Source organism: Polaribacter gangjinensis, from assembly GCF_038024125.1.
Lineage (GTDB): Bacteria > Bacteroidota > Bacteroidia > Flavobacteriales > Flavobacteriaceae > Polaribacter > Polaribacter gangjinensis.
Genome location: NZ_CP150662.1, coordinates 1,182,299 through 1,198,022, shown reverse-complemented (window position 1 = coordinate 1,198,022; position 15,724 = coordinate 1,182,299). Strand labels below are relative to the sequence as shown.

The 15,724-nt window shown below is 32.1% G+C and carries 13 protein-coding genes; 9 read left to right on the top strand and 4 right to left on the bottom strand.

All coding sequences use genetic code 11. The features are described 5' to 3' along the window. Positions 1-36: 36 nt before the first annotated feature. A complete protein-coding gene (gene gcvP / locus WHA43_RS05300) occupies positions 37-2,922 on the bottom strand; it encodes an aminomethyl-transferring glycine dehydrogenase (RefSeq protein WP_105046070.1) in 2,886 nt (961 codons plus the stop codon). Positions 2,923-3,107: 185 nt separating this feature from the next. Between gcvP and WHA43_RS05295 the strand changes: the two genes are divergently transcribed. Both WHA43_RS05295 and serA read left to right on the top strand, forming a co-directional pair. Then, on the top strand, positions 3,108-3,929 hold the full coding sequence (locus tag WHA43_RS05295; protein ID WP_105046069.1) for a hypothetical protein: 822 nt from the start codon (positions 3,108-3,110) through the stop codon (positions 3,927-3,929). Between the two features lie 137 nt (positions 3,930-4,066). Then, positions 4,067-5,959 (top strand): phosphoglycerate dehydrogenase, encoded by a 1,893-nt coding sequence (gene serA / locus WHA43_RS05290; RefSeq protein ID WP_105046068.1) that lies wholly within the window; start codon positions 4,067-4,069, stop codon positions 5,957-5,959. A gap of 54 nt (positions 5,960-6,013) precedes the next feature. Here the strand turns inward: serA and WHA43_RS05285 are convergent, their stop codons facing one another. Continuing rightward, entirely contained in the window at positions 6,014-6,460 is a 447-nt protein-coding gene (locus tag WHA43_RS05285) for a KTSC domain-containing protein (protein WP_105046067.1), read from the bottom strand. An 81-nt stretch (positions 6,461-6,541) separates the two neighbouring features. Further along, a complete protein-coding gene (locus WHA43_RS05280; protein WP_105046066.1) occupies positions 6,542-7,735 on the bottom strand; it encodes a C40 family peptidase in 1,194 nt (397 codons plus the stop codon). A gap of 96 nt (positions 7,736-7,831) precedes the next feature. Here WHA43_RS05280 and kynU point away from each other — a divergent pair, with 96 nt between their 5' ends. From kynU to WHA43_RS05245, 7 genes are all read left to right on the top strand, one after another. Then, positions 7,832-9,115: a kynureninase gene (kynU, locus tag WHA43_RS05275; protein WP_105046065.1), complete on the top strand. Its 1,284-nt coding sequence runs from the start codon at positions 7,832-7,834 to the stop codon at positions 9,113-9,115. Further along, a complete protein-coding gene (locus WHA43_RS05270) occupies positions 9,105-10,520 on the top strand; it encodes an FAD-dependent oxidoreductase (RefSeq protein ID WP_105046064.1) in 1,416 nt (471 codons plus the stop codon). Before kynU ends, WHA43_RS05270 begins: the two co-directional genes overlap by 11 nt. A gap of 3 nt (positions 10,521-10,523) precedes the next feature. Continuing rightward, positions 10,524-10,940 carry a RidA family protein gene (locus WHA43_RS05265; RefSeq protein WP_105046063.1) on the top strand — a complete coding sequence of 139 codons (417 nt, stop codon included), beginning with the start codon at positions 10,524-10,526 and terminating at the stop codon, positions 10,938-10,940. A 4-nt stretch (positions 10,941-10,944) separates the two neighbouring features. Then, entirely contained in the window at positions 10,945-12,390 is a 1,446-nt protein-coding gene (locus tag WHA43_RS05260) for an aldehyde dehydrogenase (protein ID WP_105047298.1), read from the top strand. Positions 12,391-12,486: 96 nt separating this feature from the next. Then, on the top strand, positions 12,487-13,269 hold the full coding sequence (locus tag WHA43_RS05255; protein WP_105046062.1) for an SDR family oxidoreductase: 783 nt from the start codon (positions 12,487-12,489) through the stop codon (positions 13,267-13,269). Positions 13,270-13,417: 148 nt separating this feature from the next. Beyond that, positions 13,418-13,942, top strand: a complete 525-nt coding sequence (locus WHA43_RS05250; RefSeq protein ID WP_105046061.1) for a 3-hydroxyanthranilate 3,4-dioxygenase — start codon at positions 13,418-13,420, stop codon at positions 13,940-13,942. Positions 13,943-13,945: 3 nt separating this feature from the next. Next, positions 13,946-15,034 carry an amidohydrolase family protein gene (locus WHA43_RS05245; RefSeq protein WP_105046060.1) on the top strand — a complete coding sequence of 363 codons (1,089 nt, stop codon included), beginning with the start codon at positions 13,946-13,948 and terminating at the stop codon, positions 15,032-15,034. Between the two features lie 241 nt (positions 15,035-15,275). Here WHA43_RS05245 and WHA43_RS05240 read toward each other — a convergent pair whose 3' ends face one another. After that, positions 15,276-15,704 (bottom strand): DUF2141 domain-containing protein, encoded by a 429-nt coding sequence (locus WHA43_RS05240; protein ID WP_105046059.1) that lies wholly within the window; start codon positions 15,702-15,704, stop codon positions 15,276-15,278. Between the last annotated feature and the right edge of the window lie 20 nt (positions 15,705-15,724).

Here is a 15,724-nt window from a genome sequence, read left to right as displayed (position 1 = left end):
AAAAAAGTGGTTTTTGTTTATTATAGTTTTAAAATATTAAACATAATCTTCAATTGGATTGCATGAGCAAATTAAATTTCTGTCTCCATAAGCATCATCAACTCTTCTTACAGTTGGCCAAAACTTATTTTCAGCAATATAATCTAAGGGAAAAGCAGCTTGTTTTCTAGAATAGGGTAAATTCCATTCATCTGAAGTTAGCATAGATTGAGTGTGTGGCGCATTTTTTAACGGATTGTTTTCATCCTCTTTGTTTGCAGCATCAATCTCTTTTCTGATGGAAATCATCGCATCACAAAAACGATCTAATTCTGATAAACTTTCAGATTCTGTTGGTTCAATCATCATTGTTCCTGCTACAGGGAAAGAAACTGTTGGCGCGTGAAAACCATAATCCATCAAACGTTTTGCGATGTCAACCACTTCAATTCCGTTTTGTTTAAAATCTCTACAATCAATAATCATTTCGTGAGCAGCACGTCCTTTTTCACCAGTATATAAGGTGTCATAATGTCCTTGCAAACGAACTTTGATGTAATTTGCATTTAAAATGGCATTTTTTGTAGCATTAGTAATTCCGCTAAATCCAAGCATTTTAATATATCCGTAAGAAATTAAACATACCAAAGCAGAACCCCAAGGTGCAGCAGAAATTGCTGTTATGGCTTGTTCTCCTCCAGTTGCAATCATCGGATTTGTAGGTAAAAATGGTACTAATTGAGGAGCAACACAAATTGGACCTACTCCTGGACCTCCACCTCCATGTGGAATTGCAAACGTTTTATGTAGATTTAAGTGACACACATCTGCACCAATTGTTGCCGGATTTGTCAATCCAACTTGCGCATTCATGTTAGCACCATCCATATACACTTGTCCTCCATGATCATGAATAATTTGCGTAATTTCTTGAATAGCACTTTCGAAAACTCCATGTGTTGATGGATATGTAACCATCAAAGCTGCTAAGTTTGCAGAATGTTCAATAGCTTTTGCACGCAAATCTTCTACATCAATATTTCCTTTTTCATCGGTTTTTGTAACCACAACTTTCATTCCAGCCATAACAGCTGAAGCAGGATTTGTTCCATGAGCAGATGCAGGAATGATACAAATATCTCTGTGTTCATTTCCGTTTGCTTGGTGATAAGCTCTGATGGTCATCAAACCAGCAAATTCTCCTTGTGCACCTGAATTTGGCTGCAAAGAAGTTCCTGCAAAACCTGTGATGATATTTAATTGATGTTCTAATTTTTTCAACACAATTTGATATCCTTCCGCTTGATTTAATGGCACAAATGGATGAATATTTCCCCATTGTGGATTGCTTAAAGGCAACATTTCTGAAGCTGCATTCAATTTCATAGTACAAGATCCTAATGAAATCATAGAATGATTCAAAGCTAAATCTTTACGTTCTAATTTTTTGATATAACGCATCATATCTGTTTCTGAATGATACGTATTGAAAACAGCATTTTCTAAAAATGGGGTGTTTCTTTTTAAATTTTCTGAAATAACTTCAAAATTTGCAGAGAAAGATTCTTGCGTTAAGATTTGATGAAAATCTCCTTTTCCTTCAGCTTCAGCAGTATTAGGTTGTTTTTTTAATTGACCAAAGATGGTAAACAAGGTCATTAAATCTTGTTGAGTAGTTGCTTCATTAATAGAAATTGACAGTAAATTTTCATTAATGTAATTGAAGTTTACTTTATGCGATTCTGCAATTGGTCTTATTTTTAAACAATCAATTTCTACTAATAAAGTATCAAAATAAGAAGTGTTTAATTGTTTAAATCCTGATTTTTCTAAATAATCAGCAAGTAATTTTGTTTTATTATGAACAGCATCAGCAATGTATTGAATGCCTTCTTTTCCATGAAAAACAGCATACATTCCAGCCATTACAGCCAATAAAACTTGCGCTGTACAAATATTTGAAGTTGCTTTTTCGCGTTTAATGTGTTGCTCACGCGTTTGCAATGCCATTCTCAACGCACGATTTCCATCTCTATCTTTTGTAACTCCAATAATTCTTCCTGGAATACTTCTTTTATAAGCTTCTTTGGTAGCAAAAAATGCTGCATGTGGTCCTCCATAACCTAATGGAATTCCGAATCTTTGCGAAGTTCCAACAACAACATCAACTCCAAATTCTGCAGGAGCTTTTAATTTTACCAACGATAAAATATCAGCAGCAACTGCTACTTTAATGTTATTAGCATTTGCTTTTGCTACAAAATCTGTGTAGTCAAAAATTTGACCATGTTTTCCTGGATATTGTAAAATAGCTCCAAAAAAATCATCAGAAAAATCAAAATTTTCATGATTTCCAACTACTAATTCAATGCCAATTGGTGCTGAACGTGTTAATAAAACAGACAACGTTTGTGGTAAAATTTCTTCAGAAACAAAGAATTTTGATGCTTCAATTTTCTTTTTATCACGTTCTCTTACATCAAACAACAAAGCCATTGCTTCAGCAGCTGCAGTTCCTTCATCTAACAAAGAAGCATTTGCCAATTCCATACCTGTCAAATCACAAATCATAGTTTGATAATTCAACAAAGCTTCCAATCTTCCTTGTGCAATTTCTGCTTGATAAGGCGTATAAGCAGTATACCATCCTGGGTTTTCTAATATATTTCTTTGAATAACACTTGGCACAATTGCTTCATGATAGCCTAAACCAATGTAACTTTTAAAAACTTTGTTTTTTTCAGAAAGTTCTTTGATATGAGCTAAATATTCATACTCGCTCATGGCAGGATCTAAATCTAAATCATTTTTTAAACGAATATTATCTGGAACAGTTTCATTGATTAGCTGCTCTAAACTATCAACTTTAATAGCTGATAACATGATTTCTTGTTCCTTTTTACTGGGACCAATATGTCTTAGTTGAAACGAATTTGTATTCATTAATTTAGGTTAAAGTGTCTATATTTCAAACGATTTAGTAAGTTCTAAATCCACAAAAAATATTATTAATTTTTGCGACACAAAAGTACGGATTTTATAACGTTATTTTTTGTTAGAATTTACCCAAAATTAAATTATTATCAACCGTTTTTTAAGGTTATCAACAGAAACACTATTTTTGTGAAATGGATGTACTAAAAAAAATTACTAATTTTTATCTCAATGCTAGCATTCATGTAGCTTTTGCTGTGTATGCATTTTTGAGAATTACGGAATTTTATTTTGATTTTTCGTATCAAAAAAATCTTGACTATTTTATTTTTTTTGGAACCATCACAGGTTATAATTTTGTGAAATATGCAGGAGTTGCCAAATTGCATCACAGAAGTTTGACAAGTGACTTAAAAATCATTCAAATTTTTTCCCTTTTTTGTTTCGTTGCAATGTGTTACTATGCATTTTTACTTCCATTAAACACTTTGTATATCAGTTTTCCATTTGCAATGTTGACATTTTTATATGCTGTGCCTTTTTTTGGTGGATTTGAAAAAAACTTACGAAATATTGGATATTTAAAAATCATTATTGTTGCCTTGGTTTGGGCAGGTTTTACAGTTTTAGTTCCTTATTTTCATAAAACAAATGCTATTTCGTATCAAGCTTTTTTACTGTTTATTCAACGATTTTTAATTGTAATTGTACTGATTTTACCTTTTGAAATCAGGGATTTACAATTTGATGCGATTTCATTACAAACCATCCCTAGAAAAATTGGCATACCTCAAACCAAAAGATTGGGTTTAATTTTGATACTCATTGCTTTATTGATTTCTTATGCTTTAAATACCAATTTCGAGACTAAAAATACCTTTATGATTTTCTTTTTTTTAGTTATAATTTTCTTGATGCGAGCCAAAGTGAATCAATCAACATATTATAGTTCATTTTGGGTGGAAAGTTTACCCATATTTTGGTGGCTACTTCTTTTAGGATTTCATAATTTTTAGGGATTAAAAGTTCTATTTTTATCAACTTTTATGCATAAAAGCACAAATAAAATTGATATGATAAAACTGCATCAATCTTTTATCAATCTGATTGATATTTGTAGATTTACATCTTGAATTGAAGCGCTTTTTTACGCATGATAACCACCAAAAGAAATTACGTTTTTGACTTTGACAGCACGTTAACTCGTGTAGAAGCTTTGGATGTTTTAGCAGAAATTACGTTGAAAAATAATCCCAAGAAGGATGAAATAATTCAACAAATCATTGATATCACAAATCTTGGTATAGATGGTGAAATCTCTTTCACAGAATCTTTAAGACGAAGAATTGCATTATTAAATGCCAATAAAGCTGATTTGAGCGAATTGATCAAACAACTCAGAAAACAAGTTTCATCATCCATTGAAAGAAACAAAGAATTTTTTCAAGAGTTTAAAGATGATATTTATGTAATTTCTTGTGGATTTAAAGAGTTTATTGATCCAATTGTTGCAGAATATAACATTCCTTCTCACCGTGTTTTTGCCAATACTTTTGAATTTGGTGAATCTGGAGAAATTATTGGTTTTGACGCAAAAAACGTACTTTCGCATCATAATGGAAAAATTGAATGTTTGCGAAACATGCATTTAGAAGGCGAAATCCAAGTGATAGGTGATGGTTACAGTGATTATGTAACGCGCGAAGCTGGAGTTGCAGACAAGTTTTTTGCTTACACAGAAAACGTTTCTAGAAAAAAAACAACGGAGAAAGCAGATCATATTGCTCCGAATTTTGACGAATTTTTATACATCAACAAGTTGCCAAGAAATATTTCATACCCAAAAAACAGGATTAAAATTTTACTATTAGAAAATGTTCATCCTGATGCATTTAAAAAATTATCAACAGACGGATTTTCAGTAGAATCAATCTCAAAAAGTTTGTCTGAAGAAGAATTGATTGAAAAAATCAAAGATGTTCACGTTTTAGGAATTCGCTCTAAAACAGATGTAACTCGTAAAGTAATTGAAGCTGCTGAAAAATTAATGGTAGTAAGTGCATTTTGCATTGGTACCAAACAGATTGATTTAGAGGCTTGTAAAGAACATGGAGTAGTGGTTTTCAATGCGCCTTATAGTAACACACGTTCTGTGGTTGAATTGGCAATTGGTGAAATTATCATGTTGATGCGTTCTACTTTTCAAAGAAGTACTGAAATTCATAACGGAAAATGGAACAAAACTGCTGATGGCTCAAAAGAAGTTCGTGGTAAAAAATTAGGAATTGTTGGTTATGGAAACATAGGAAAGCAATTGTCAATTTTGGCTGAAGCACTTGGAATGGATGTTTGTTATTATGACATTGAAGATAAATTATCTCTTGGAAATGCTACCAAAATGTATTCTTTAAACGAATTGTTAGCAGTTTCAGATGTAGTTACTTTGCATGTTGATGACAATCCTGCCAATAGAAATTTCTTTGGTGAAAATGAATTTGCACAAATGAAAGATGGTGCTCATTTCATCAATTTAGCTCGTGGATTTGTGGTGGATATTGAAGCGTTGGTTGCTGCTTTAAAAAGTGGAAAATTAGCGGGTGCTGCAGTAGATGTGTATCCATCAGAACCTGCAAAGAATGGTGAATTTTATACAGAATTACAAGGTTTACCCAATGTGATTTTAACACCTCATGTTGGTGGAAGTACAGAAGAGGCGCAAAAAGATATCGCAGATTTTGTTCCGAATAAAATTATGGCTTACATCAATTCTGGGAATACAGTTGATGCTGTAAATTTCCCCAATATTCGTTTGCCAAGACAAGTAAATGTGCATCGTTTTTTACATATTCACAAAAATGTTCCTGGAGTAATGGCAAAAATCAATAAGATTTTAGCAAAATACGACTTAAATATTAATGGTCAATATTTGTCAACAGATCCAAAAGTGGGTTATGTAATTACAGATTTAGACAAAGAATACAACAAAGAAGTAATTGAAAAACTACGAAATGTTGAGGGCACAATTAAGTTTAGAGTGTTGTATTAAAATGAATAAAAAAATCCTTTGAAATTTTCAAAGGATTTTTTTTGAGATATATTATTATACAGTTACTGCTGCTTTTTTAATTTTTCTATATAAAAACGAATTGAAAATATTTCTTCTTCCAAAGTTGTTCATCGATTTTGCATTGATAAATTTTCCAAAAAGAATTTTACTCACACCAAAATATTCATAAGTATTTCCATCAGAAAAAGTAACTTCCAGCAACATACTTTTATGGCGCCAATCAACCACTTGACATTCAGAAGTTGTAATTTTGTATTCCTCTAAATTTGCCACTTTTGTTTCAGGTGCAATGCTCACCAAAAAGTGGTATCCATCAATAATTTTTGTACTAATTTCTTCAGCTTCTTGTTTCGCTGTTTCGTCCAAAAATTTATCTGGATGATATTCTTTTACTAAATTTCTGTAAGTAGTTTTCAACTCTTTTAAATCAATTTGACCTTCAATGTTGAATAATTTTTTGTATTCTTTAATTCGCTTCATGTATTTTTATTGAAATAGCGCGCAAAAGTATGGATAATAAATGGATAGGTATCTTTTTTGATGTTAATTAAAGATGAAATTTTACTCTTTTAAGTTAATTGTGGTCTTTAAATCAACAATTTGTGCATCTTTTTCGCCCAAATAACGTTTGCTACCTAAATATCTATTTTTATTTAGCTCATCAAAATGAGGTTGAGTTGAATCCATAGAACTAATGTGTACATTTCCAGAAGCATGAATAAATTCTTGTTTATCATTTCCCAACCAAATGCCAACATGAGTTACTTTTTGTTTGGAATTTTCAGTAGCTTTTTTACCAAAAAAGAGCAAATCGCCTTTTTGTAAATCAGCAAAATTGAGATTTTTATCAACAATTTTTCCTGCATTGATTTGTTGTGAAGCATCTCTTGGAATGATAAAACCGTTCATCAAATACACCATTTTTGTGAAACCACTGCAATCCATTCCTTTGGCAGAAGTTCCTCCCCACAAATATGGGAAACCTTCCATTTTTTTTGCAAAAATCTCAATATTTTCTTCTGAAGGAATTACGGATTGCAACCAATTTTCATACAAATTTGCTTCACTTTTTTTCAAATATCCAACAGTATTATCAGGCATTTTTACTTGATAAAAATTAGTATCTTCATCCAAATATTGTAAAATTCCGCCCAAAGAAATATCAGAGACAATGCCTTTTTCAGTTGATTTTTCTTTGTAAACAAATCCAAAAATTTCTGTAAAAATCACTTTTTTTGAGGCGTTCCAAGCGTCAAATTCGGTTTTTGTCATTCGAACAATTCCACCTTTATCAACCCAAGAAATATACTTATCTGGAGTTTGAATTTGATAAAAATCGCCCTCTCTATCCAATACTTTTAAAGGCATTCCTAGCAAAGCTTGTGTTCCTAATTCAGCTGAATGTTTTGCCTCTGAACGAATATTGATGACTGAGTTTTTTGCTACAGCAAATTGTTGATTTCCAACAGCAGTATCAGGCAAAACGCGCACCTTATTTTCAATGGAAATATTTCGTTTTTGAAGGCTGTCTAATAGCATTTGCAATGCCATTTTCGATGTTGTTTTTCCTGATAAAACAATCATTTTATCATTATTTTCAAAAGCAATATCAAACAATTCAACACGGCTGTCAGGAGCCATTTCTTTTTTGATTTCATTGGAAATTTCAGATAATTCTGAAAGATTTACAGTGTCATTTTTACATGAAAAAAGAATCAAAACACTAAAAAATGCTATAATATTTAAAAATTTCATCCGAAGTAATTTTTAGCGAATTTACAAAAAATCAAACCTTAAAAAATTGAAATCTCAAAAGGATTGTTTTATATTTGATGAATATCAATTAATTTCATGCAATATCAAAATTCTTTGGCATTTGCCAAACAGTTAGACCAAGAAGATTCTTTGGCTTTTTTGAGAGATGAATTCCACATTCCTAGAGATGCTCCCGAAAATTCGGGAGGAAAAGAATGGATTTATTTTACTGGGAATTCATTGGGTTTACAGCCAAAAATGACTCAAAAATATCTGCAACAAGAATTGGATGATTGGGCAAATTTAGGAGTAGAAGGTCATTTTGAAGCAAAAAATCCTTGGCTGAATTATCATGAAGATTTGTCGATAAAAATGGCAAAAATTGTAGGTGCAAAACCCATTGAAGTTACCATTGCAAATACACTTACTGTGAATTTGCACTTGCTGATGGTTTCATTTTACCAACCCACAAAAAACAAATATAAAATTCTGATAGAAAGTGATGCTTTTCCATCTGATAGATATGCTGTAGAATCGCAATTGAAATTTCATGGTTTTGATCCAAAAGAAAGTTTAGTAGAATGGAAATCTAGAAAAGGAGAAACCTTGTTGAACTTGGAAGATTTAGAGCAAATCATTCAAAATCAAGGAGATGAAATTGCTCTGTTGTTGATTGGAGGCCTGAATTATTACACAGGACAATTCTTAGATTTGAAAAAAATTGCTGCAATTGGACATTCAAAAAATTGCAAAGTTGGCATTGATTTAGCGCACGGAGCTGGAAATATTCAACCCAATTTACACGATTCTAATATCGATTTTGCAGCTTGGTGTACTTATAAATATTTGAATTCAGGACCAGGAAGTTTGGGTGGAATTTTTGTCCACGAAAAATACGCAAAAAATAACGATTTACCACGTTTTGCAGGATGGTGGAATCACAATAAAAAAACACGTTTCAACATGCGAATGCCTTTTGATGTAATGGAAGGTGCAGAAGGTTGGCAATTGTCAAATCCGCCAATTTTATCAATGGCAGCCATCAAGGCTTCTTTGGATATTTTTGATAAAATAGGAATGGATGCTTTGAGAGCAAAATCAGAAAAACTAACAGGTTTTTTCGAGTTTTTAATTCATCAATTAGATTCTGATAAAATCAAAATTATTACGCCAAAAAATCCATCAGAAAGGGGTTGTCAATTGTCTATTCAAGTCAAAAATGCAGACAAAAGTTTACACAAAAAATTATCAGCGAATAATATCATTACAGATTGGCGTGAACCAGATGTAATTCGTTGTGCGCCTGTGCCAATGTACAATAGTTTTGAGGATGTATTTCAAATGGTTTCAGTTTTAAAAAATCTTATTAATGAACAATAAAAACGAAAGTGTATTGATTATTGGTGCTGGTTTATGTGGAAGTTTACTGGCTTTAAGACTCGCACAAAGAGGCTATAAAGTAGCAGTTTATGAAAGCAGACCCGATTTACGAAAAGTAGCTATTTCAGCAGGACGTTCCATCAATTTAGCTTTGTCTGACAGAGGTTTGAAAGCCTTGCGTTTATGTGGAGTAGAAGAAAAAGCAAGAAAAATTTGCATTCCCATGAAAGGAAGATTAATGCATGATGCACTTGGAAATACGTTTGCATCCAATTATTCTGGCAGAGAAGGTGAATTTATCAACTCCATTTCTAGAGGAGATTTGAATGCATTATTGTTAAACGAAGCTGAAAAGCACAAAAATGTTACCATTCATTTCAATCAAAAATGTAAAAAAGTGGATATCGAAAATAACATTGCTTTTTTTATTGATGAAGAAACCAATGAAGAATTTTCAGTTACTTTTGATGTGATTTTTGGAACTGATGGAGCAGGTTCAGTGTTGCGTAAAAGTTATATTTCTGAACGAAAATTTTTGTTTAGTTATTCGCAAAATTACTTAAATCATGGATATAAAGAATTGGAAATTCCTGGAGATAAAAACCGAAATCATCAAATAAGCAAAGAGTATTTGCACATTTGGCCAAGAGGCGATTTTATGTTGATTGCCTTACCAAATATGGATGGAAGTTTTACAGTGACACTTTTTTTAAGTTATGATGAGGGTGAATTTAATTTCAATAATTTAACATCCGAAGAAACTATTACAAAATTTTTTGAACAAGAATTTCCTGATGCTTTGGCATTGATTCCCAATATCAAAGAGGAGTTTTTGAACAATCCAACAGGTCCTTTAGGAACTGTAAAATGTGCACCTTGGTGTTATAAAAATACCCTTTTGTTAGGTGATGCAGCGCATGCAATTGTTCCGTTTTATGGACAAGGAATGAATGCTTCTTTTGAGGATGTTTTCGTATTGGATGAAATTTTGAATCAAGGTTTTGAAGATTGGAATTCGGTTTTTAAAGCCTATCAAAAAGCAAGAAAAAAAGATACAGATGCTATAGCAGATTTGGCGATTGACAACTTTTATGAAATGCGTGATCATGTGGCAAATCCGTTATTTAAAGAAAAACGAAAAATAGAAATGGACTTAGAAAAGCATTTTCCAAATCAGTATTTTTCGAAATATTCTTTGGTAACTTTCAATGAACATATTGGTTATGAAGAAGCTATGAAAAAAGGCAGAGCTCAAGACAAAGCCTTGCTAAATTTGATTGCTGATGATACTGTGCAAACTCATGAAAACATGACAAAAGAAGAATTAAAAACAATTTTAGAACTTGTTATTGATCAAACAAACGAAATTCTTGCAAAAGATTCTGTTGCAGGATTAAAAATATAAAAAATGGAAGAAAAAAAAGTTACACCAAGAGGCGCTTATCCACATGTAAAAGTTGTTGGCGATTTTATTTTTGTATCAGGAACTAGTTCAAGAAAATCGGATAATTCGATTGCAGGAGTTCATATTATCGATGAAATGGGCACTAAAAAATTGGATGCTTACATTCAAACCAAAGAAGTTTTACAAAATATTGACAATAATTTAAAAGCTATTGGAGCTAGCTTAAAAGATGCAGTAGATGTAACATCATTCTTAGTAAATATGAATGATTTTGCTGATTATAACAAAGCGTATGTTGAGTTTTTTAATAGAGAAACTGGACCTGCAAGAACCACTGTTGCTGTGCATCAATTACCTCATCCTGATTTGGTGGTTGAAATTAAAGTGACTGCTTATAAAAAGAATGAAGCTAAAGAGTAAAATGATGACCATCCAAAACTACATCAATGGCGAATTTGTAAATCCGATTGCTAACAATTGGTTGGATAATTACAATCCTGCAACTGGTGAAATTTATGGACAAATTCCAAATTCTGATGCAAATGATGTAGAAAAAGCAGTGGAATCTGCTACACTAGCTTTTCTAAAATGGTCAAAAACAACGTTGGATGAACGCAGTAAAATCTTATCAAAAATTGCCAATTTAATTGTAGAAAAAATCGACTTTTTAGCAGCAGCAGAAAGCAAAGACAATGGCAAACCAATAAGTTTAGCTAAACAAGTTGATATTCCAAGAGCTGCAGCAAACTTTCAGTTTTTTGCAAATGCAATTACGCAGTTTTCATCAGAAAGTCATGAATCTGTTGGATTAAATGCCATCAATTTTACATTAAGACAACCAATAGGAATTGTAGGTTGCATTTCGCCTTGGAATTTACCTTTGTATCTTTTTACTTGGAAAATTGCTCCAGCAATTGCTGCAGGAAATTGTGTCATTGCTAAACCAAGTGAAATTACGCCAATGACAGCTTATTTGTTAGGTGAAATTTGCAATGAAGCAGGTTTGCCAAAAGGAGTTTTGAATATCGTTCATGGTTTAGGAAATACAACAGGTCAAGCAATTGTGCAACATCCAAAAATAAAAGCAATATCTTTCACAGGAGGCACAAAAACAGGTGCACAAATTGCAAAAATTGCAGCACCAATGTTTAAAAAATTGTCTTTAGAATTAGGAGGGAAAAATCCCAATATCATTTTTGCAGATTGCGATTATGACCAAATGTTAGCAACTACTGTGCGTTCGTCATTTTCAAATCAAGGTCAGATTTGTTTATGTGGAAGTCGCATTTTGGTAGAAGAATCAATTTATGAAAAATTCAAAATTGATTTTATCGAAAAAGTTTCTCAACTAAAAATAGGAAATCCAGCTGATGAAACTTCAGATATTGGCGCATTAGTCTCTAAAGAACATTTAGAAAAAGTAAAAAAATACATTGATATTGCAGAAAATGAAGCAGGAAAAATTTTGTTTGGTGGGAGAAATATAATCATTAAAGGTTGTGAAAATGGCTATTTTCTACAACCAACTATCATAGAAATTACGGATAATCAATGCAAGTTGAATCAAGAAGAAATCTTTGGGCCTGTTGTTACTATCCTATCTTTCAAAACTGATGAAGAAGCATTATCTTTAGCCAACGAAACAAAATATGGTTTATCTGCAACAGTTTGGACAAACAATTTAAAAAGAACGATGCATTTTTCACAAGAATTACAAACCGGAATTGTTTGGGTAAATACATGGATGTTACGTGATTTAAGAACTCCTTTTGGTGGAATCAAAGATTCTGGAATTGGACGTGAAGGTGGTTTTGAAGCATTACGCTTTTTTACGGAAGCAAAAAATGTTTGCATAAAAAGCCTCCTTTAATCCCTCCAAAGTAGGGAAATATTGGAGCGAATAATAAAAATAATTATTAACACTTAATAAACTCCCTTCCCTTTGGGAAGGGTTGGGGATGGGCAAATGAACTTAGGAATTCAAAATAAAAACGCACTCGTTTGCGGAAGTACAGCTGGAATAGGAAAAGCAACAGCAATTCTTTTAGCAGAAGAAGGTGTAAACGTTACTCTGTTGGCAAGAAATGAAGAAAAATTAAAGTCAGTTTTGGCAAGTTTGCCAAATCCTGAAAAACATTCTTATTTGGTAGCAGATTTTTCAAATCCTACTGAATTAAAAGAACTTGTACAAAATTTCATTGCTAAAAATCATGGGTTTCACATTGTCATTAACAATACTGGTGGCCCAAGAAGTGGTACTCTTTTAGATGCAACTTTAGCTCAATTTGAAGACACATTTACCATGCATTTAAAATGCAATCATGTGTTGTCGCAAGCTACAATTCCGTTTATGAAAACACAATGTTTTGGTAGAATTGTCAATGTAATTTCTACCTCAGTAAAAGAACCAATTCCTGGTTTGGGAGTGAGCAATACCATTAGAGGTGCAGTTGGAAATTGGAGCAAAACTTTGGCAGATGAAGTTGCTGCATTCGGAATTACCGTAAATAATGTTTTACCTGGTTTTACAGAAACAGAACGTTTGAACGAAATTATCAAAGTAAAAGCTACCAAAGAAAACAAAACTTTTGATGAAATGGCTGAAATAATGAAACATTATACACCAGCAAAACGTTTTGCGAAGCCAGAAGAAACTGCTAATGCAATTGTTTTTTTAGCAAGTGAAAAATCAAGTTATATCAATGGAATTAATGTTCCTGTTGATGGAGGAAGAACAAAAAGTTTGTAGCCCATCCCTAACCCTTCCCAAAGGGAAGGGAATTGATAGCGAATAATAGTTACATTATAAAAAAATAAAATTTAGTATAAACCAAAAATTCCAAATTTACCCAGTTTGGAGTTCCTTCCCTTTGGGAAGGCTAGGATGGGCTTTAGATATGAATTTAGTACAGCCTTTAAATTTTAAAAAATGGATTGATGAACATCGTCATTTGTTAAAACCTCCTGTTGGAAACAAACAAGTGTGGGAAAATGGCGAATATATTGTCATGGTTGTTGGTGGTCCAAATAATCGAAAAGATTATCATTATAATGAAACTCCTGAGTTTTTCTATCAATTAGAAGGGAATATGATTCTTAAAATTATTGATGAATCTGGAAAAATGATTGATGTTGAAATCAATGAAGGAGATATTTATTTATTGCCTGCAAAAGTGCCACATTCACCTCAAAGAAAAGCAAATACTGTTGGTTTGGTCATTGAATATCCTCGCACAAAAGAAATGTTAGATGCTTTGGAATGGTATTGTGAAAACTGTGGTAATCAGCTGTACAGAGAATCTTTTGCCTTAGCAAATATAGAAACTGATATGCCAAAAATATTTGATAAGTATTATTCAGATGTTCAAAAATGCACTTGTACAAAATGTGGAACTATCATGCAACCACCTCAAAAAGCTTAAAAAATGTCTCGCAAATTAAGAATTAACGGTCATTCGCATTTATTGCCTTATCCTGAGGAAATACCTCAGTTTATGAAAGAAAAAGAAATTTTTTGGGTAGATGATGAACGCAAACACATGTTTCAAAAAGGATGGAAACGTCCAGTAACAGATTCTAGTTTTTTCTTAGATGAAAAACTAAAATGGATGGAGCGCAATAAAATTGATCACGCTGTTGTATTGAATTTATCTCAATTATATGGCAATGGTTTGCGTTTGGAAGAAATGAAAAAAGCCTTGCGTTTTCAAAATGATTTCAATGCGAAAGTGCAAAAAAATCATCCTGATAAATTTACGTGTGGTTTTGTAGTACATCCTGGATTTATATATGGAGCTTTAGATGAAATGAAACGTTGTGTAGAAGAATTACAATTGAAAGTTTTATGTTTACCTACACATTTTATGGATTCAATTGGTCAATGGAGGAGTATTTTTGATGAAGAAAATGACCGAATTTTTGAGTTGGCTAACCATTATAAATTAGCCATTGAAATCCATCCTTATGATGGAGATAAAATGATCAAATTAGAAAATTCCAATTGGCGTTTTCACCTCATTTGGATGTTGGCACAATGTGGAGATGCCTATCATTTTTACACCTTAAATGGCATGCAAGAACGCTATCCAAATATTCGAACTTGCTTTGCTCATGGAGGACAATTGGCGCAAATGAACTTAGGAAGACGCATTCAAGGTTTTGATGGCAGACCTGATTTATTTGTTGGTAAACATCATCCAAGAAAAGCTGTTGGCCATCCTAATATTTTCTTTGATACCTTAGTTCACGATACAGATTCATTGCATTTGATGTTTAAAAGGCAAGGAACCAAACAAGTTTTGATGGGTTTAGATGATCCATATCCTTTAGGTGAAATGGAAAGTGATGCACAATCTTCTTATCCTGGAAAAATTTTAGATTTAGCCATTCAGAAAAATATTATTACTGAAGTAGAGAAGGAGCAAATTTGGGAAGACAATGTATTGCAATGGCTTTTTGGAAATGATGAGGAAGCCAAACAAAACTTGATTCAAAAGATTTTGAGTGAAAATTAAAAGCTATACAGCTATCTTTTTGATTTTCAAAATATTAATTAATGAGAGTTCGATTTATAAGTCATTGAATATCATTAAAATACATTTGTATTCTAGACAACTTAGTGTTTTTTGTGTCTTCTTTGTGAATTTTGTGTAATAGCCATAACACAAAGCCACACAAAGGAAGCACAAAGTTTCTCAAAGAATAATTAAAAAAGAATGATCACTAGGATACAGAAAAAGTAAAGTCGAATTTATGTTAATTAAGTTTTATAGCAATAGTTTTATCAGCGTTCAAACTAATTTTTGAATCTTTAAAACTTGGTGGTCCCATAAAACCAGTGGCATTATTTGAAAAAGCATAGGGTTCTTTCGGAATTCCTATAAAATTAGTGTCCAACTTATTGTTGTTATTTTTATCATGAAACAATGAAAGGGCATAATCGCCTTTTTTTAATCCTTTGAATTGTGCTATGGCTTTGTTATTTACAATAATAACACTCATTCCTTTTACTTCTTTGTCTGTTTTTAAAAATGTTCCTTCGTTATCGAAAACAGCTAAAAAAACTTTTCCTGTATTTTTTTTAAGTCCGAAAACTTCAACAGTTAATGTAAAAGTTTCGTCTTGAGCTTTTATGGTTTGAAGACTGAAAATTATAAAACTGGTAAAAAGGAAAATCTTTTTCATTAAATATAAATTGTAAATGA